This is a genomic window from Noviherbaspirillum sp. FW303-A3, from assembly GCF_058788695.1.
On sequence record NZ_JBYTAZ010000001.1, the window covers coordinates 1,738,890 to 1,757,256 of the forward strand.

20 protein-coding genes and 1 pseudogene are annotated in these 18,367 nt (G+C 63.4%); 17 read left to right on the forward strand and 4 right to left on the reverse strand.

Annotation, left to right across the window (positions count from 1 at the left end):
* Positions 1-5 precede the first annotated feature (5 nt).
* Entirely contained in the window at positions 6-260 is a 255-nt protein-coding gene (locus AC3WOY_RS08510; protein ID WP_492422690.1) for a WGR domain-containing protein, read from the reverse strand.
* 182 nt (positions 261-442) lie between these two features.
* Here AC3WOY_RS08510 and AC3WOY_RS08515 point away from each other — a divergent pair, with 182 nt between their 5' ends.
* The 5 genes from AC3WOY_RS08515 to AC3WOY_RS08535 are packed head-to-tail and all read left to right on the forward strand — an operon-like array spanning position 443 to position 3,974.
* The gene (locus tag AC3WOY_RS08515) at positions 443-1,249 is read left to right on the forward strand and encodes a TOBE domain-containing protein (protein WP_492422692.1); all 807 of its coding nucleotides are present in this window, start codon (positions 443-445) and stop codon (positions 1,247-1,249) included.
* 14 nt (positions 1,250-1,263) lie between these two features.
* Complete coding sequence (modA, locus tag AC3WOY_RS08520) at positions 1,264-2,010, forward strand: molybdate ABC transporter substrate-binding protein (protein WP_492422694.1); 747 nt, start codon at positions 1,264-1,266, stop codon at positions 2,008-2,010.
* Complete coding sequence (locus tag AC3WOY_RS08525) at positions 2,007-2,417, forward strand: TOBE domain-containing protein (RefSeq protein WP_492422696.1); 411 nt, start codon at positions 2,007-2,009, stop codon at positions 2,415-2,417. Before modA ends, AC3WOY_RS08525 begins: the two co-directional genes overlap by 4 nt.
* Entirely contained in the window at positions 2,414-3,085 is a 672-nt protein-coding gene (gene modB, locus AC3WOY_RS08530; RefSeq protein ID WP_492422698.1) for a molybdate ABC transporter permease subunit, read from the forward strand. The genes AC3WOY_RS08525 and modB overlap by 4 nt, the downstream gene beginning before the upstream one ends.
* 1 nt (position 3,086) lies before the next feature.
* Positions 3,087-3,974, forward strand: coding sequence for an ABC transporter ATP-binding protein (locus tag AC3WOY_RS08535; RefSeq protein ID WP_492422700.1), 888 nt, complete (start codon positions 3,087-3,089; stop codon positions 3,972-3,974).
* Here the strand turns inward: AC3WOY_RS08535 and AC3WOY_RS08540 are convergent.
* Both AC3WOY_RS08540 and AC3WOY_RS08545 read right to left on the reverse strand, forming a co-directional pair.
* Positions 3,960-4,271, reverse strand: coding sequence for a retropepsin-like aspartic protease family protein (locus AC3WOY_RS08540; protein ID WP_492422702.1), 312 nt, complete (start codon positions 4,269-4,271; stop codon positions 3,960-3,962). The two genes, AC3WOY_RS08535 and AC3WOY_RS08540, sit on opposite strands and share 15 nt — an antisense overlap.
* 230 nt (positions 4,272-4,501) lie before the next feature.
* Positions 4,502-4,651, reverse strand: a pseudogene (locus tag AC3WOY_RS08545) (UTRA domain-containing protein); the annotation flags it as partial.
* A gap of 277 nt (positions 4,652-4,928) precedes the next feature.
* Between AC3WOY_RS08545 and AC3WOY_RS08550 the strand changes: the two are divergent.
* Positions 4,929-5,561, forward strand: a complete 633-nt coding sequence (locus AC3WOY_RS08550) for a DUF1326 domain-containing protein (protein WP_492422704.1) — start codon at positions 4,929-4,931, stop codon at positions 5,559-5,561.
* A gap of 13 nt (positions 5,562-5,574) precedes the next feature.
* The gene (locus AC3WOY_RS08555) at positions 5,575-6,348 is read left to right on the forward strand and encodes a DUF2182 domain-containing protein (protein ID WP_492422706.1); all 774 of its coding nucleotides are present in this window, start codon (positions 5,575-5,577) and stop codon (positions 6,346-6,348) included.
* Between the two features lie 201 nt (positions 6,349-6,549).
* On the opposite strand, the gene hutC is transcribed toward AC3WOY_RS08555, so the two are convergent.
* Entirely contained in the window at positions 6,550-7,284 is a 735-nt protein-coding gene (gene hutC, locus AC3WOY_RS08560; RefSeq protein ID WP_492422708.1) for a histidine utilization transcriptional repressor HutC, read from the reverse strand.
* A gap of 200 nt (positions 7,285-7,484) precedes the next feature.
* On the opposite strand from hutC, the gene AC3WOY_RS08565 reads away from it, so the two are divergent.
* From AC3WOY_RS08565 to hutI, 10 genes are all read left to right on the forward strand, one after another.
* The gene (locus tag AC3WOY_RS08565; RefSeq protein WP_492422710.1) at positions 7,485-8,636 is read left to right on the forward strand and encodes an ABC transporter substrate-binding protein; all 1,152 of its coding nucleotides are present in this window, start codon (positions 7,485-7,487) and stop codon (positions 8,634-8,636) included.
* Positions 8,637-8,790: 154 nt separating this feature from the next.
* Positions 8,791-9,654: a branched-chain amino acid ABC transporter permease gene (locus AC3WOY_RS08570; protein ID WP_492422712.1), complete on the forward strand. Its 864-nt coding sequence runs from the start codon at positions 8,791-8,793 to the stop codon at positions 9,652-9,654.
* 6 nt (positions 9,655-9,660) lie between these two features.
* A complete protein-coding gene (locus AC3WOY_RS08575) occupies positions 9,661-10,512 on the forward strand; it encodes a branched-chain amino acid ABC transporter permease (RefSeq protein ID WP_492422714.1) in 852 nt (283 codons plus the stop codon).
* A complete protein-coding gene (locus AC3WOY_RS08580; protein WP_492422716.1) occupies positions 10,509-11,324 on the forward strand; it encodes an ABC transporter ATP-binding protein in 816 nt (271 codons plus the stop codon). The genes AC3WOY_RS08575 and AC3WOY_RS08580 overlap by 4 nt, the downstream gene beginning before the upstream one ends.
* Positions 11,317-12,021 carry an ABC transporter ATP-binding protein gene (locus AC3WOY_RS08585; protein ID WP_492422718.1) on the forward strand — a complete coding sequence of 235 codons (705 nt, stop codon included), beginning with the start codon at positions 11,317-11,319 and terminating at the stop codon, positions 12,019-12,021. Before AC3WOY_RS08580 ends, AC3WOY_RS08585 begins: the two co-directional genes overlap by 8 nt.
* A gap of 21 nt (positions 12,022-12,042) precedes the next feature.
* On the forward strand, positions 12,043-13,761 hold the full coding sequence (hutU, locus tag AC3WOY_RS08590; RefSeq protein WP_492422720.1) for a urocanate hydratase: 1,719 nt from the start codon (positions 12,043-12,045) through the stop codon (positions 13,759-13,761).
* A gap of 248 nt (positions 13,762-14,009) precedes the next feature.
* A complete protein-coding gene (hutH, locus tag AC3WOY_RS08595) occupies positions 14,010-15,551 on the forward strand; it encodes a histidine ammonia-lyase (protein ID WP_492422722.1) in 1,542 nt (513 codons plus the stop codon).
* Positions 15,552-15,559: 8 nt separating this feature from the next.
* Positions 15,560-16,513: a formimidoylglutamase gene (gene hutG, locus AC3WOY_RS08600; protein WP_492422724.1), complete on the forward strand. Its 954-nt coding sequence runs from the start codon at positions 15,560-15,562 to the stop codon at positions 16,511-16,513.
* Positions 16,506-17,093, forward strand: a complete 588-nt coding sequence (locus AC3WOY_RS08605) for a HutD/Ves family protein (protein ID WP_492422726.1) — start codon at positions 16,506-16,508, stop codon at positions 17,091-17,093. Before hutG ends, AC3WOY_RS08605 begins: the two co-directional genes overlap by 8 nt.
* A complete protein-coding gene (gene hutI, locus AC3WOY_RS08610) occupies positions 17,086-18,321 on the forward strand; it encodes an imidazolonepropionase (RefSeq protein WP_492422728.1) in 1,236 nt (411 codons plus the stop codon). Before AC3WOY_RS08605 ends, hutI begins: the two co-directional genes overlap by 8 nt.
* Positions 18,322-18,367: the final 46 nt, after the last annotated feature.

An 18,367-nucleotide genomic window follows, 5' to 3' on the forward strand; every position in this document is an offset into this window, starting at 1 on the left:
CGTCTTCAGGACGCCGTTCCGGGATCCGGCAAACGGTTCCTGGCGAGCTTTTCCAGCATCGCCATTCCCTGCGCGAAGTTTTCCACGAGCTGGGATTTCGCGCCGCGCTTGCCATTCCTGGACAGCCAGGACTGCGACAATCTCCAATCCCCGAGCAAGTCCTGGTCGAGCACCACGGTATAGATCCGTGCGTCGGTCGTAAAATGCACCCGTGTCGGCTTTTGCAATGGGAGCGTGCGGGAATCTGCTGGGTCGATCATGGGCGTGGCAATAAACAGGGCGGGAGGAATTATAGCGGTCGAACGCTACCGGATGCACTCGCCTGCATGCAACAAATCGCGCTCATGCATTCCTGCCAATAAGCCATAGTCCGATTGGAGTATGGCAAGCCTAGGCCAAGCGTTATATCATCCAATATATAACGCTTGAACAACGACTTTCCATGCCCTCTTCCAACAAGATGCACCTCGAAGGCCGCCTGTGGATTGCCCGGGATGAAAGCAATCTCGCCGGGCATGGCCGCGTCGACCTGCTGCAGAAGATTGCCGAGACCGGCTCGATCAGCCAGGCGGCGAAAAGCATGGGCATGAGCTACAAGGCGGCGTGGGATGCAGTCGATGCAATGAACAACCTTGCCGGCGAACCGCTGGTGGAACGCGTGACCGGCGGCAAGGGCGGCGGCGGCACACGGTTGACCGAACGCGGGAAACGGCTGGTTGCCGCCTTCCGGATCATCGAGGACGAGCACCAGCGTTTCCTGCACTCGCTCGGGGAAAACATCGACGACTTTACCGGCACCTATCAACTGCTCCGGCGGCTCAACATGAAAACCAGCGCGCGCAACCAGTTCTACGGCAAGGTCGCCGACATCCGCAGCGGCGCCGTCAACGACGAAGTCGTCGTCGAGCTGCAGGGCGGCGACCGCATCGTCGCCGTGATCACGCAGGAAAGCACGCGCCATCTCGACCTGCGTCCGGGCTCGGAAGTTGTTGCTTTGATCAAGGCGCCGTGGGTCATGGTGGCCACCGAAAATCTCCGCCTGTCGGCACAGAACCGCCTGTCAGGCACCGTGGTCAAGCTGCAGCGCGGCGCGGTCAATGCCGAAGTCGTAATCCAGCTGGCGGGCGGCACGACCGTCTGCGCCATCATCAGCAACGACAGCGCGGACGAACTGGGACTGGCCGAAGGAAAGCCGGCCACCGCGATCTTCAATGCCTCGCACGTCATCCTCGGCGTGCCGGCGTACTGAAAAGGACTCCATCGATGAGGATGCTTGCCGCTCCCCTGCTCTTCGCGCTGTGCACCGCCGCCGCCGCGGACACGCTGACCGTGGCGGTCTCGGCCAACGTGCAGTACGCCTTCGACGACATACAGGAGGCGTTCAGGAAGGAAACCGGCCACACGCTGAAACCGGTCTACAACTCCTCCGGAAAATTCGCGGCGCAGATCATGAACGGCGCACCCTTCGATGTCTTCCTGTCCGCCGACATGGAATATCCGGAGAAGCTGCACAAGGAAGGACATGCCGCCGCGCCGCCGAAGGTCTATGCCTACGGCACGCTGGTGCTCTGGACCATGAAGGAGATCGATCTTGCCAACTGGCGCAGCGTGCTCGCCGGCCCTGCCGTCGCGAAGATCGCCGTCGCCAATCCCAGGACGGCGCCGTACGGGCGGGAGACGATGAAGGCGCTCGCGCACTACAAGCTGGATGAGTCGCTGGCCGCGAAATTCGTGTTCGGCGAAAGCATCTCGCAGACCAACCAATACATCCACTCGCGCGCCGCCGATGCGGGCTTCACCGCGAAGTCCGTCGTCGTCTCGCCGGAAATGCAGGGCCAGGGAAAATGGATCGACCTGCCGAAGGAATCCTACCAGCCGATCGCGCAGGGCATCGTGATCCTGAAGCATGGCCAGCAGAACAATCCGAAGCTGGCCCGGCAGTTCCACGACTTCGTGCTGGCGGCGAAATCGCGCGCCATCCTCGAACGCTACGGCTACCAGTTGCCATGAACCGACTTCCCGGACACATTCACGCGCTTGACGTCCACGGCAGCATCGCGCTGGTCGATGTCGATGTGGGAAATCATCGCTTCACCGCCACGCTGATCGGCGCCAGCGAGGAGGTTTCCGGCTGGACGCCCGGCATGCCGGTCACGCTGCTGTTCAAGGAAACCGAAGTATCGCTCGCGAAGAACCTGTCCGGCATGATCAGCATGCGCAACCGCCTTCCCTGCACGGTGACGGACATCGAGCGCGGCAAACTGCTGACACGGGTGATGCTGGACTTCGCGGGACGCAGGCTGGAATCGGTCATTACCACGCGCTCCTCGCACGCACTCGACCTCAAGACCGGCGACACGGTCGAGGGCCTGGTCAAGGCCAACGAAATGACGCTGCTGGCGGAGGAGACGCCATGAGCCACGACTGGCAGCCGCTGCTGCTCACCTTCCGCCTTGCCGCGATCACGACGCTGATCCTGTTCGTCATCGGCATTCCGCTCGCATACTGGATCGCCCACACGCGCACGCGCCTCAAGCCGGTGATCGAAACCCTGGTCAGCATGCCGCTGGTGCTGCCGCCCTCCGTGCTCGGCTTCTACCTGCTGCTTGCCTTCAGCCCGCAGAATGCGTTCGGGCAGTGGCTGGAACAATGGTTCAACATCCGGCTCGTGTTCAGCTTTGCCGGCCTGGTGGTGGGGTCGGTGATCTTCAGCCTGCCGTTCATGGTGCACCCGATCCAGTCCGGATTCCAGGGATTGCCGGGATCGCTGGTCGAAGCGTCCCGTACGCTGGGCAAATCCGACAGTTACACACTCTTCCGCGTGCTCCTGCCGAACATCAAGCCGGCGCTGCTGTCGGGCGCGGTCCTGAGCTTTGCGCATACGGTCGGCGAGTTCGGCGTCATCCTGATGATCGGCGGGAACATCCCCGGCGTAACCAAGGTGGCGTCGATTGCGATCTACGATGAAGTGGAAAGCCTGAACTATGCCGCCGCCAACTTCTATGCGCTGGTCCTGTTCGCCATCACCTTCGCCATCCTGCTGACGGTGTATGTGATGAACAAGAAACTGCTGAAGGCGGGCTGAGATGATCGAATTTTCCCTCGGCATGCGGCTCGGCAGCGCCAGCGGACCGTTGCAACTGGACGTGGAGGCGCGCATCGAAAGCAAAAGCTTCGTCACTCTGTTCGGCCCCTCGGGCGCAGGCAAGACCACCGTCCTGCGCATGCTCGCTGGACTGGTGCAACCGGAACGCGGGCGCATTGTCGTGGATGGCGCGGCATGGTTCGATGCGGACCGCCGCATCAACCTCCCGCCGCAGCAGCGTGCGATCGGCTTCGTCTTCCAGGACTATGCGCTGTTTCCCAACCTGTCCGTCCGGGAGAACATCGCCTATGCCGTGCCGCGCGACGACCGGCGCTGGGTGGATGAGCTGCTCGAACTCACCGGCCTGCACAAGCTGCACGACCGGATACCGTCCACCCTGTCCGGCGGCCAGAAGCAGCGCGTGGCCCTGGCGCGGGCGATTGCGCGCAAGCCGGCGCTGCTGCTGCTCGACGAAGCCCTGTCTGCGCTGGACATCTCCATGCGCAGCCAGTTGCAGGATGAGCTGGCATCGCTGCACCGGCGCTTCGGCCTGACCACCATCATGGTGAGCCACGAGCTGGGCGAGGTGTTCAAGCTGTCCGGGAAAGTATTGCGGCTGGAGGGCGGCCGCATTGTCGAATCCGGCACGCCGCGGGAAGTCTTCCTGCAGAAGCGGCTTTCCGGCAGGCTGAACCTGCATGCGCAAGTGCTGGACATCCGGCGGGAAGACGTCGTCCATGTCGTCACGCTGCTGATCGGCCAGGAAGTCATCGATGTGGTCGCCTCGGAAGACGAGGTCATGCATTTGCGCATGGGTGACAGCGTCTCCGTCGCCGCGCGGGCCATCAGTCCTTATCTGTCGAAGACGGCAAACTCAGTGCGACATTGACATGGTGCCGCTGCCCATGCGCAGCTGGAGACGGCCGAGGAAGCTCATGCCGATCAGCGTTTCTCCGGTGACGCCAATGGCGATGCGCACGTCGCGCAGGGTGATGCCGGACACGGTGACCGAGGGCACCACGACATGGCTCGCCGTGATCGCGCCGTTGGCCGTCTGCACACTGCCCGCCTGCGCGGGAAGCCGGTCGATGCCGAGCTGGCGCGCCACGTCCGGGCTCATGGCAATGGAAGAAGCGCCCGTGTCGATCAATCCCTCCACCGTAATGCCGTCGATCACCTCGCTCATGCTGCGTCCACCAGATCCCTGATCTTTTGCCGAAACGTCTCCAGTGCTTTCCTCGACACCGCCCGCCTGACCTCGCCTTTCCCGGTTATATAGAGCTCGTAACCCAGAAACTTGCGGCTGATCAGGCTTGCGGATACGCATACCGTGATCGAACGCGGGAAGGTGGTGTGGTCGGGAAGTTCGGAGGCGTTGCGTGCTGCGCCTGATGTCTGGCATAGCTATGTCGGGGTCTAGAAGCTGCCTGCGAACTGATACCGCCCACCCGGATGCCACATGGTCGCTACCGATGCCACTTCCCCCTTCGACAGCGTCCTGCGCTTCAGCACCAGGCACGGTTCCTTCACCGTCATGTGCAGCATGTCCGCAATCTCGCGCGGCGGACTATTGCTGGCCGTCAAGCGCCCCGGCAAGGAGGGCTGCAGAAAAACGTCTTGCGCCGCCCCTATTGGGAAGGACGCTCCCGTAGCGTAAATTGATGATATAGATTCCCACTGTGGGGCCATTGCGCATCGTAGTCAGAAACGCTTCAATTCCCTGATGGCCGTCCTATACTGAATGCTGGCTTCACTTTTCAACTCAGGCGCGACCTTGGCGCATGGATCATCTGCGTCGGCGGTCGCATTCAATCTGCAGCTGCTTGAAAATAAGGAGGCAAACATGGCCCGAGCAGACTGGCGCCTTGAAGGCGAATGGATCAAGAGTTGCATTTGTGCATGGGGTTGCCCATGCGACTTCAATGCACCGCCTACACACGGCGAATGCAAAGGCTTCCTTGGCATGCGCATTGGCAAGGGGCATTTTGAACAAGTTCGGCTGGACGGTCTCAGCTTCTTTGTCACAGTCCGATTCCCCGGCCCATTGCATGAGGGAAACGGCGAAGCGCAGCCGATTGTCGATCAAAGCGCGACGCCAGAGCAGCGTGATGCGCTGTTCCAGATCATGTCAGGAAAACATTCGGCCGAGGGAACGCTCTTCCACATCTTCAGCCTGATCGTAACGAAGATGCATAACCCGATATTCGCACCGGTGGAATTTTCGTTCGACCAGGACGCGCGTACAGCAAGGGTACTGATTCCCGACGCACTTGAATCGAGCACTGAACCGATCAAGAACCCGGTTACCGGCCTGCCGCATCGCATCCAGGTGATGATGCCGGAAGGATTCGAGCACCGCCTCGGAGAGGTGGCTTCGGCCACGATCCACAGTAGCGCCGACATTCCGTTCGACAGCGATGGATCGCACAGCACGCTGGCGCATGTCGTGCAGACGCCTGAAGGCGTAGCGGCCTGACCCTCGTGTTCCCATGACCGCCGCCTTGCTCGATCGCGTGCTCCGGCGTGAGCGTCAGATCACGCTCGCGGGCCTCGCAGTAGTCATCTTGCTTTCCTGGACCTATATCCTGACAGGCGCGGGCACCATGCAGGAGATGGGCGGCATGAGCATGCCGATGAGCATCTGGCCCTGGACGGCCGGCCATGCCTTGCTCATGTTCGTCATGTGGCTGGTAATGATGATGGCCATGATGCTGCCCAGCGCCGCGCCGGCGATCCTGCTTTACGCGACCGTCGCGCGGCGCAGCCCTTCTGCCCCGCGCTCCGGCCCCGCGCTGTTCGCCTCGGGTTACGTCGCCGTGTGGGGCGCGTTCAGCCTGTTGGCCCTGCTTGCACAATTCCTGCTGGAATGGGCGGAGTGGCTGTCGCCCATGATGGAGTCGGATAACACGTGGCTGAGCGCGTTGCTGCTCCTTGGTGCCGGCGTCTACCAGTTCACGCCCCTCAAGCGGGCTTGCCTGCGGCTCTGTCGTTCACCGCTGGATTTCCTTGTCGCTCACTGGCATGGTGGTCATGTGGGTGCGTTGCGCATGGGCGCGCAACATGGACTCTATTGCGTGGCCTGCTGCTGGGGGCTGATGCTGCTGCTCTTTATTGGCGGCCTGATGAACCTCTGGTGGATCATTGCGCTCGCCGTGTATGTGCTGGTCGAAAAACTCGTTCCCGGCGGAGAGCGCCTGAGCCATGTTGCCGGTGCATTGCTCATCGGTGCCGGCTTCGCATTGCTCGCCGACATCATAGTGTAGTGCCTGGTTTTCTTTGGGCTGCGACGGTTGGCGCGAATGACTTTTTGCAGGATGTCATTGGCCTTTGCGGTCCAGACGAAGGGCTCAGGTTTTTTATTGTGCGCGGCGATGTATCTGCCTATGGCGGCACTCCGTTCAGACACGCTCTTGAACACACTGCGCCAGTGCATATGGAAGCGCGGATGCGTTTCCATCCATGTCTTAGAAACTCCCCGCAAACTGATACCGCCCGCCCGGATGCCACATCGTCGCCACGGACGCGACCTCCCCCTTCGACAGCGTCCTGCGCTTCAGCACCAGGCACGGTTCCTTCACCGTCATGTGCAGCATGTCCGCAATCTCGCGCGGCGGACTCAATGCCTCGATGCTGTAGTTCACCCCCTGCAGCGGCGCGGCCGCCATCAGGTATTCGTTCGGCGTGATCGCTGAAAAATCCTGCTGCATGTAATCCGGCGCGACGTCCGGATTCACCCAGCGGTCCTCGACCTGGATCGGAATGTCGTTCTCGAAATGCACGATCACCGAGTGGAACAGCGGATGGCCGGGCTTCACGTTGAAAGGCAGCGCCAGCTGCTCGTTCGCCTTGCTGCGTTCCAGCAGGTGCAGCTCGCTGCGATGGCGGTGACCGCGCGCACGGACTTCCTCGGCGATGCTCTTGATCTCGACCAGCGTCGCCTGGTACTTGTGCTGGGCGACATAGGTGCCCGATCCCTGGATGCGGCTGAGGATCTGTTCGTCGGTCAATTCGCGCACCGCCCGGTTCACGGTCATGCGCGAGACGCCGAACTGCTTCGCCAGCGCCTGCTCCGATGGAATGGCGTCGCCTTCCTTCCAATGCCCCGCCTGGATCTGCTCCAGCAGGTAGTTCTTGATATGCAGGAACGCGGGAACCCGCTCCTCCTGGCTTTCTTCCGCGCTTTCCTGTGCGTCCTTCATGCCGCCCTCTCGTCAACGTTTATCGATTTTATGGAATTAATTTGTATTGTCAATTAATGCCAGTATTGCGTAAGTTGTCTATACAACTTAATATAAAGCGTCGGCCCGGAAAACGCCATTGTTTTTCGGGCACGCAATCCGGCCAGGGCGTCCATGACGTTCGCAGACGCCCACGATTCAGACCCTTGAGGAGACACGTAATGATTCCATTCCGCAGGCAACTGCTCGCTTCCGCATGCTTCACCGCCTTCTTCGCCGCCGTTCCCGCCCATGCGCAGATCAAGATCGGCTTCAATGTGCCGTTGACCGGCTTTGCCGCGGCAGACGGCAAGTCGGCGCTGGAAGGCGCCAAGCTGGCCGTCGCGCAAGCCAATGACAAGGGCGGCGTTGCCGGCCAGAAGCTGGAACTGGTGATTTACGACGACCAGGCTTCGCCGAAGGAAGCCGTGCCCGTCGCCACCAAGCTGGTGGAAAAGGACAAGGTGGTCGGCGCGGTGTCCGGCTCCTATTCCGGCTCGACGCGCGCCGCCGCCGGCATCTTCCAGCAAGGCAAGGTGCCTTACGTCGTGTCCTATGCGATCCACCCGGACATCACGCTGACCGGCGACTACATGTTCCGCGTCTCGGCGATGGGCGAAGTCCAGGGCCGCGCCGGTTCGATGCTGGTGCACAACCTCGGCAAGAAGAAGGTCGCGATGATCACGCTGAAGAATGACTTCGGCCAGGCCCTCGCTGCCGGCTTCAAGGAAGGCGCGTCGAAGTTCGGCCTGCAGGTCGTCAATGAATACGAGTACGGCATCCAGGACCGCCAGTTCGGCGCACTGGTGTCGAAGGTGAAGTCGGACAATCCGGACGTCATCTACGCGTCGGGCTATTACTTTACCGCCGGCCCGCTGGTCAGCCAGCTGCGTGCCGCCGGCGTGAGCGCCCCCATCATCGGCCAGGAAGGCTACGACTCCGACAAGTTCATCGAGATCGCCGGCGCCGCCGCCGAGGGCGTGTACGTCACCACCTCGCTGGATCGCGATTCCGATTCCGCCGCGACCAAGTCGTTCATTGCCGACTTCCGCAAGGCGGTCGGCTCGAATGCCGACATGGTTGCCGCGTCCGCCTATACCGCGACCTCGGTCCTGATCGAAGGCTTGAAGAAGACCAACGGCAAGGGTGGCGAGGAGTTGAAGAATGCGCTGGCCGCGGGCAACTTCGACACGCCGATCGGCAAGCTCGCGTTCAACGACCTGCATGAAGTGAAGAAGGATGTGCAGGTGCAGGTCATCAAGGACAAGGCGTTCCGCCGTCATTCGGTGATTTCGGGTCCGCTGCTCACGCCGCCGTCGAAGTCGGCGAAGTAATCGTTCCGAATACTCCCCTCTCCCGCAGGCGGGAGAGGGGTTGGGGGTGAGGGAGTTCGCACAGCCTCCTGCGGCATTGACAACGCCCCTCATCCCCGACCCTTCTCCCGCCTGCGGGAGAAGGGAGCAAGACAGTCCACATCAAGGAGTCATCATGCTCTTCCTGGAGCTCACCGCCCAAGGCCTGGTCCAAGGCAGCATCTACGCGCTCGTCGCGCTGGGGCTGACGCTGGTCTACGGCCTGCTGCGCATCCTGCACGTCGCGCATGCCGCCCTGTTCACGCTGGGCGGCTACCTCGGCGTGCTGGTCACCAATACCACCGGCAGCCTCGTACTCGGCTTCTTTGCCGCGATGATGGTCGCCGGCATGTCCGGCGTGGCCATGTACCGCGTCTGCTATGAACCGATCCTCAAGCAGCCGCCCTTCGTCGCGCTCATCGCGTCGATCGGCCTCTACATTGCCTTTGAAGAATTGTTCCGCATCATCTTCGGCGCCGCCGGCATGTCCTACCAGACGCCGCCGCTGCAGGACCAGGTGGCGCTGTTCGGCGGCCTGCAGTTCAAGCAGGCGGAACTGCTGGTCATGCTCGGCACCGCCGTCATCATCGGCGTGCTCGGCTACCTGCAGAACAAGACCCGCGTCGGCGTCGCCTGCCAGGCAACGGTGTCCGATCCGCAGATGGCGGAATCCTTCGGCATCAAGCTGCGCCAGGTGCGCGACATCAACTTTTTCGTCGGCTCCGCGCTGGCCGGTTTTGCCGGCGTGTGGGTGGCGCTGCTGAACAACCTGGTGGAACCGACCATGGGCAGTGTGCCGTCTTACAAGGGTCTCGCCATCATCGTGCTCGGCGGCATGGGTTCGGTGCGCGGCACCCTGCTCGCGGCGCTGGTGCTCGGTGTGGTGGAGTCCTTCGGCACGATCTACCTGGGCAAGCTGCTCGATCGCAATGCCATCGCCTTCGCCTTCCTGATCGCGGTGCTGATGGTCCGTCCGCAAGGCCTGTTCGCTCGGAGATAAGAGATCATGGAATACGAAATTTCCCTGCTGACCACCATGGCGATCAGCGTGCTGTTTGCGCTGTCGCTCAACCTGATCACCGGCTTCTGCGGCCAGATCAGCCTCGGGCATGCTGCCTTCCTCGGCATCGGCGCGTACATGTCCGCGCTGCTGTCCAAGGCCGGCCTGCCCTTCCTCGCCACGCTGCCGCTGGGCATGCTGCTTGCCGGCATCATCGGCGCGGTGGTCGGGCTTGCCAGCCTGCGGGTACGTGCCGACTTCCTCGCCATCACCACGATGGGCGTGGGTTTCCTGTTCGTCGGCATCGTCCGCCAGCAGGACTGGCTGGGCGGCGAACTCGGCGTGTCCGCCATTCCGGATTCCGGCCTGTCCAAGACCGGATTCATGCTGCTGACCTTCGTGCTGTGCGTTGCCACCGCCGCGCTCTGCATCTACATCCGCAAATCGTGGATGGGACGCGTATTCAACGGCGTGGCGGAAGATGAAGACACGATGCGCGTGCTCGGCATCGATGTGCCGCGCTACAAGCTGGCCGCGTTCGCGATCGGCACCGCGCTCGCGGGACTGGCCGGCGGCCTGTATGCACAGCACCTGAAGTTCATCGGCCCTGACAGCTTCGGCTTTGTCGAATCGGTGACGGTGCTGTCCATGGTCGTGGTCGGCGGCATCGGCTCCGTCGCCGGCGTCACCGTCGGCGCGGCGGTGCTGAGCGCCCTGCCCGCCTGGTTCCAGTTCATCGGCGATTACAAGCTGCTGGTCTACGGCGGCCTGCTGTTCCTGATGATGCGCTTCTCGCCGGGCGGCATGGCCGCCATCGTGACGCGCGTCCTGCAACGTTCCAACGGAGGCCGCGCATGATGACGCAACTGAACGCACTGCTGCGCGTCGCCAACGTTACCGTGCGCTTCGGCGGACTGACCGCGATCGACGATGTGTCCTTCGATGTCTACCCCGGCGAACTGCTCGGCCTGATCGGCCCCAACGGCGCAGGCAAGACGACCATGCTGCGCGCCATCACCGGTGTTGTGCGCGCGTCGGAAGGCGATGTGCTGCTGGAAGGCGAAAGCCTGTCCGGGATGCCGATCCACAAGCGCATCCAGAAAGGCCTGTCGCTGTCGCAACAGCTGGTCAAGCCCTTCCGCGAGATTTCGCTGCTGGACAACGTCGCCCTCGCCGCCGGCATGGCCCGCACCCGTTCGCCGCTGAAGGCCCTGATGCATGTGTCGCAGGACGAGGAAGCAGTGGTCGGCCGCGAGATGCTGGAACGCGTCGGCATCGCCGCGCATGCGGACCAGAAGCCGGGCATCCAGCCGCTGGGCATCCTCAAGCGGCTGGAGATGGCGCGCGCACTGGCGTTGAAGCCCAAGCTCCTGCTGCTGGACGAACCGCTGGCCGGCCTCAACTCGAAGGAAGCGAATGCACTGGCGACCACCATCGCCGACATCAACCGCCAGGGCGTGACCATCATCCTGATCGAGCACAACCTGAGTGAAGTGATGCGCGTGTGCCAGCGCCTCGTGGTGCTGGACAACGGACGCAAGATCGCCCAGGGCGAACCGCGCGCCGTGATGAACGATCCCGCCGTGCGTTCCGCCTATCTCGGCGGCGACACCATCGCGGAAAAAGCGAAACAACCCAACCTGGCCGTTGTCGGAGGCACCCATGCTTGAACTTCATCACCTCTCCTGCGGCTACGGCGCCTTCGAAGCGGTGAACGACCTGTCGCTCACGCTGCGTCCGGGCACGATCACCGGCCTGATCGGCGCCAACGGCGCGGGCAAGTCGTCCACCTTGATGTGCGTGGCCGGCCATGTCGCGCTGAAGGCCGGCGCCATCATGTTCGACGGGCAGGACATCAGCACGCTCACGCCCGACCAGCGCGTACGCCGTGGCATTGCAATCTCGCCGGAAGGCCGCCGCCTGTTCAAGGACCTGAGCGTGGAAGACAACCTGCGCGTGGGCGGCCTGATCCAGCCGGCCAGCCGCTTCAGGCAGGACCGCGACTATGTGCTCGGCCTGTTCCCGCGTCTCGGCGAACGGCTGGACTCGCTGGCGGGCAACCTGTCGGGCGGCGAGCAGCAAATGCTCGCCATCGGCCGCGCACTGATGACCCGCCCCAAGCTGATCATGATCGATGAACTGTCGCTGGGCCTGATGCCCAAGGTCATTGATCTCTGCTACCGCGCATTGCAGCAACTGCAGCAGGACGGCATGACCATCCTGCTGGTGGAGCAGAACACCGACCGCGTGCTCGCCTTCGCCGACGACGTCTGCGTGCTGGAATCCGGCCGCACCGTGTGGCAAGGCAAGGCGAGCGACGCCATGAACAATACCTCTTTGACCGCGGCCTACCTCGGCCTGCACTGATTGACACTGGAAGGAACAACAATGAATACGATGACCGACGCCGCAAAACTGAACGACGATCCGCGCTGGGATGAGTCCCGCGTCATCCGCGCCCCGCGCGGCAGCGAACGCACCTGCAAGAGCTGGCTGACCGAAGCCGCCTATCGCATGATCCAGAACAACCTCGACCCGGAAGTGGCCGAGAACCCGAAACACCTCGTGGTCTACGGCGGCATCGGCCGCGCCGCGCGCAACTGGGAATGCTTCGACAAGATCCTGGAAACCCTGAAGGACCTGAACGACGACGAAACCCTGCTGGTGCAGTCCGGCAAGCCGGTCGGCGTGTTCAAGACCAACCCGGACGCGCCGCGCGTGCTGATCGCCAACTCCAACCTGGTGCCGAAGTGGGCCAACTGGGACCACTTCAACGAACTCGATCGCAAGGGCCTGTTCATGTACGGCCAGATGACCGCCGGCAGCTGGATCTATATCGGCAGCCAGGGCATCGTGCAGGGCACCTATGAAACCTTCGGCGAAGCCGGCCGCCAGCACTACAACGGCGACTGGGCCGGCCGTTGGATCCTGACCGCCGGCCTCGGCGGCATGGGCGGCGCGCAGCCGCTGGCGGCGACGCTGGCCGGCGGAGTGTCGCTGAACATCGAATGCCAGCAGAGCAGCATCGACTTCCGCCTGCGCACCCGTTATGTCGACAAGCAGGCCAAGGACATCGACGACGCGATCGCCCTCATCAAGCACCACACCACACGCAAGGAAGCGGTGTCGATCGCGCTGCTGGGCAATGCCGCCGAAATCCTGCCGGAACTGGTCAAGCGCGCGAAAGCCGGCGGCATCAAGCCGGACCTGGTCACCGACCAGACCTCCGCGCACGACCTCATCAACGGCTACCTGCCGGTGGGCTGGACGGTCGAGCAATGGAAGGCCGCGCAGAAGGACCACGGCCGCCATGCGGAGCTGACCGCTGCTGCTGCAAAGTCCTGCGCGGTGCATGTGCAGGCGATGCTGGATTTCCATGCCATGGGCATCCCGACCGTGGACTACGGCAACAACATCCGCCAGGTCGCGTTCGATACCGGCGTCAAGGATGCATTCGATTTCCCCGGCTTCGTGCCCGCTTATATCCGTCCGCTGTTCTGCGACGGCAAGGGTCCGTTCCGCTGGGTTGCGCTGTCGGGCGATCCGGAAGATATTTACAAGACCGATGCCAAGATCAAGGAACTGTTCCCGGAGAACAAGCACGTGCACAACTGGCTGGACATGGCACGCGACCGCATTTCCTTCCAGGGCTTGCCGGCGCGCATCTGCTGGCTGGGACTGGGGGAGCGCCACGTCGCCGGCCTCGCCTTCAACGAAATGGTGAAGAATGGCGAACTGAAGGGCCCGATCGTGATCGGCCGCGACCACCTCGACACCGGCTCCGTCGCCAGCCCGAACCGGGAAACGGAAAGCATGAAGGACGGCACCGATGCCGTCTCCGACTGGCCGCTGCTCAATGCGCTGCTGAATACGGCCGGCGGCGCGACCTGGGTGTCGCTGCACCATGGCGGCGGCGTGGGCATGGGCTACTCGCAGCATTCCGGCATGGTGATCGTTGCCGATGGCACCGACGCTGCGGCAAAACGTTTGGCGCGCGTGCTGGTCAACGACTGCGGTTCGGGCGTGATGCGCCATGCTGACGCCGGCTATGAAGCCGCGGTAGCATGCGCAAAACGCAACGGCTTGAAGCTGCCGATGATCAAGTAAAGGACGCAGCTTGGATTGAGCGCGGGTGCAAAAGGTTGATTCGGCAATGTGCTTTCCCCGTCGTTCCCGCGAAGGCGGGAACCCATAGTGAGGTAGATCGAGTACCGGCTTATGGGTCCCCGCCTTCGCGAGGACGACGGGGAAGATATGCAGTGCAACCAGCTACCGGCACCCGCTCTCGACCACATGTTGAACAAGATATGTAAGCACCGTAGTACATAAAGCAGAACGCAGAAAGCAATCGACCAATGACAAACAGCCTCACCCTGCAACCCGGCCAGATGACCCTGACGGACCTGCGCACCATCTGGCGCGACGCCATCCCGCTCGTGCTGGCTCCCTCCGCCTACAAAGCGATCAACACGTCCGCAGCCACGATCCACAAGATCGTGGAACGCGGCGCTCCCGCCTATGGCATCAACACCGGCTTCGGCAAACTGGCGAAGACGCACATTCCGAACGACCAGCTGGAAGAACTCCAGCGCAACCTGATCCTGTCGCATTCGGTGGGCAGCGGCGAGCTGATCGCCGACGAGGTCGTGCGCCTGATCCTCGCGATGAAGATCGGCAGCCTCGCGCGCGGCTACTCGGGCATCCGTGCCTCGGTGATCGACACCATGATTGCGCTCTACAACGCCGGCATCATGCCCTGCATCCCGAGCAAGGGTTCCGTTGGCGCGTCCGGCGACCTCGCCCCGCTGTCGCACATGACGCTCGCGCTGATGGGCGAAGGCGATGCGCGTGTCGATGGCCGCATCGTGCCCGCCAAGGAAGCGCTGGCTGCCGCGGGCATCGAGCCGGTCACGCTGGCCGCCAAGGAAGGCCTTGCACTCATCAACGGTACTCAGGTCTCCAACGCGCTCGCCCTGAACGGCCTGTTCCTCGCCGAGCGCATGCTGGAGGCCGCGACCGTCGCCGGTGCACTGTCCGTCGATGCAGCCAAGGGTAGCGACGCCCCCTTCGATCCGCGCGTGCATGCCGTGCGCGGCCAGCCGGGACAGATCGCAGTGGCGAAGATCTACCGCCAGCTGCTGTCCGGCAGCGAAATCCGCCGCTCGCACCTGGAAAACGACGAGCGCGTGCAGGACCCGTACAGCCTGCGCTGCCAGCCGCAAGTCATGGGCGCCTGCCTCGACCTGATCGGCAATGCCGCGCGCACCCTGCTGATCGAGGCGAATGCCGTCACCGACAACCCGCTGGTGTATGCGGAAGAAGGCGACGTCATTTCCGGCGGCAACTTCCACGCGGAGCCGGTCGCCTTTGCGGCAGACACGCTGGCACTCGCCATCGCGGAAATCGGCGCGCTGTCCGAGCGCCGCATCGCGCTGCTGATCGATTCGACGCTCTCCGGCCTGCCGCCCTTCCTGGTCGCCTCGTCCGGTCTCAACTCCGGATTCATGATCGCGCATGTGACGGCTGCCGCGCTTGCATCGGAAAACAAGTCCCACGCCCATCCGGCCAGCGTCGACAGCCTGCCGACCTCTGCCAACCAGGAAGACCACGTCAGCATGGCGACCTTCGCCGGCCGCCGCCTGCACGAGATGGCGCACAACACGGCCACCATCGTCGGCATCGAATTGCTGGCCGCCGCCCAGGGCGTCGATTTCCATGGGCCGCTCAAGACCTCGCCGCAACTGTCGCAGGTGCAGCAGCGCCTGCGACAGCGCGTGGCCTTCTACGAGAAGGACCGCCTGTTTGCGCCCGACATCGAAGCGGCCAAGCAGATGGTGCTGCGCGGCGACCTGAGCGCAACCTGCCAGGACCTGTTCGCGGGCCTGTACGCCGCATAGGAGACGCCATGCACCAGAAGGCAGACATGACACGCTGGCAAGGCCGCGTCGACGCGACGGAAGGCGAGCGCGGCAAGCGCTGGCACCAGATCGTGAAACCGCTGGAAGACTGTACGGACGATGGCGGCGTGGCATTGATCGGCTTTGCCTGCGATGCCGGCGTTGCGCGCAACAACGGCCGCATCGGCGCATGCCAGGGACCGGCTGCGCTGCGCAGCGTGCTGGGCAACACGCCGGTCCATCGCTGCCGTTCGCTGGCTGATGCCGGTGATGTCGTGTGCAGCGACGACGGCCTCGAAGCGGCACAGGAAGAACTGGCAGGCGTCGTCGCGGACGTGCTGGCACGCGGCAAGCTCCCCGTCGCCATGGGCGGCGGCCATGAGATCGCCTTCGGCTCCTTCAGCGGCCTTGCACGCCATCTCGCGAAACGGGAACAAGCGCCGCGCATCGGCGTGATCAACCTCGACGCCCACTTCGACCTGCGAATGGCCGAACGCGCCAGTTCCGGCACGCCATTCCGCCAGATCGCGGAAGACTGCCAGGCACGCGGCTGGCCTTTTCACTACTGCGTGCTCGGCATCAGCGAGTTCGGCAACACGCAGGCGCTGTTCGAGCGTGCGCGCGCGCTTGGCGTGCGCTGGATGCTCGACGAGGACATGCACGTCGCCGCGCTGGAAAAGGTGCGCGCGACGCTGGCGGATTTCATCGCACAGGTCGACCACGTGTACTTCACCGTCTGCCTCGATGTGCTGCCCGCATCCGTTGCACCGGGCGTGAGCGCCCCTGCGGCACGCGGCGTTCCGCTCGATGTGGTTGAACCGGTGATCGACATGGTGGCGGGCAGCGGCAAGCTGCGTCTTGCCGACTTTGCCGAACTGAACCCCGGCCTCGATATCGACCAGCGCACCGCGCGCGTTACCGCGCGGCTCCTGGCACGCATCGTCGAACGCAGCAATGCGTAAGCTGGCGGCTGGCGACTACCAGGTCATGCCGTGGAAGAACGGCGGCGGCGTCACGACGCAGCTTGCGGTCTTTCCTCACGGCGCGGGGCTGGACACGTTCGACTGGCGCGTCAGCACCGCACAGGTTGCCAGCGAGGGACCGTTTTCGCTCTTCCCCGGGATTGACCGGTCGTTGGCGGTCATACGGGGACACGGCCTGGTACTGACAAGCGCAGAGGGCGAATGTTGCAGGATGGGCTCGGGATCGGAACCGTTTGTTTTTCGCGGCGAGCAAGGCATCGACGCGCGACTGAAGGACGGACCCGTCGTCGACTTCAATGTGATGACGCGGCGGCCCGCATGTTCGCACCTGCTTGAAGTCATGGAGCTGCAAGGCACATGGCGCTGCATTCCCCGGGGCGACCTGATGCTGGTCTATGTGGCCGAGGGCGGCAGGATCGCCTGCCGGGACATGCACGCAGATGTTGCGGAAGCCATCCTGGTCGACTGGCGCAAAGAAACGGAAATCGAACTGACTGCCTCGTCGCCGGCGGTACTTTGCGTGGCACACATCACATTCAAGGAAGAGCGGGATGACTGAACAGCACCATACTTGGGACAGCCTGTGGATCAATGTCCACCTCGCCACCATGGCTTCGGCGGGAAGCTACGGCGAAATTCGCGACGGCGCGATCGCCGTGCGCGACGGGCGCATTGCATGGCTGGGACCGCGCAGCGACCTTCCCGCCCACCAGGCAGCGGTGACGCACGACGGCAAGGGCCGCTGGCTCACGCCGGGACTGATCGATTGCCATACCCACATTCTCCATGGCGGCAATCGCAGCGACGAATTCGAGGCGCGCCTCAATGGCGTCACCTACGAGGACATTGCCAGGCAAGGCGGCGGCATCATGTCCACCGTCCGCGCCACGCGCGCGGCCAGCGAAGATGCCTTGCTGGATGCCAGCCTTACTCGCGTGCAAAACCTCCTTGCCGAAGGCGTGACGACACTGGAAATCAAGTCCGGCTACGGGCTCGACCTCGACTCCGAGCGCAAGATGCTGCGCGTTGCGCGCCGTATTGGCGAGACGATGCCGGTACGCGTTCGTACGACCTTCCTGGGTGCGCATGCCCTGCCGCCGGAATATGCCGGGCAAGCGGACCATTATATCGATCTTGTGTGCGACACCATGCTGCCGGCGCTTGCGGCGGAAGGGCTGGTCGATGCGGTGGATGCATTCTGTGAAAGGATCGGGTTTTCGGCTGCCCAGACCGAGCGCGTGTTCGACACTGCCCGCCGACACGGCCTGCCCGTGAAACTGCATGCGGAGCAGTTATCGGACCAGGGGGGAGCCGCACTGGTTGCGCGCTACGGCGGATTGTCGGCAGACCACCTTGAATACCTGTCGCCGGAAGGCATCGCCGCCATGAGCAATGCCGGAACGGTTGCCGTGCTGCTGCCCGGCGCGTTCTACTTCCTGCGCGAAACGAAGCTTCCGCCGATCGCCGGCCTGCGCGACGCAGGCGTGCCGATGGCGGTGTCGACCGATTGCAATCCCGGCACGTCGCCGATGACTTCACTGCTGCTGGCGATGAACATGGCCTGCACGCTGTTCAGGCTGACGCCGCAGGAGGCGCTGGCCGGCACGACGATTCATGCGGCGAAAGCGCTTGGGCTTGCGGATCAGGTTGGCAGTCTGGAGGCCGGGAAGTCGGCGGACTTTGCGGTGTGGGAGATTGAACGTCCGGGGGAGCTGGCTTATGCGATCGGAGGGAATCCTGGCCGGTGCGTGGTGAATGGCGGCAACGTGCGTTTCACCGGACGCTGAAGTACTCGCCTCTCCCGCAGGGGCCAGGGATGAAGGGGATTGTCAA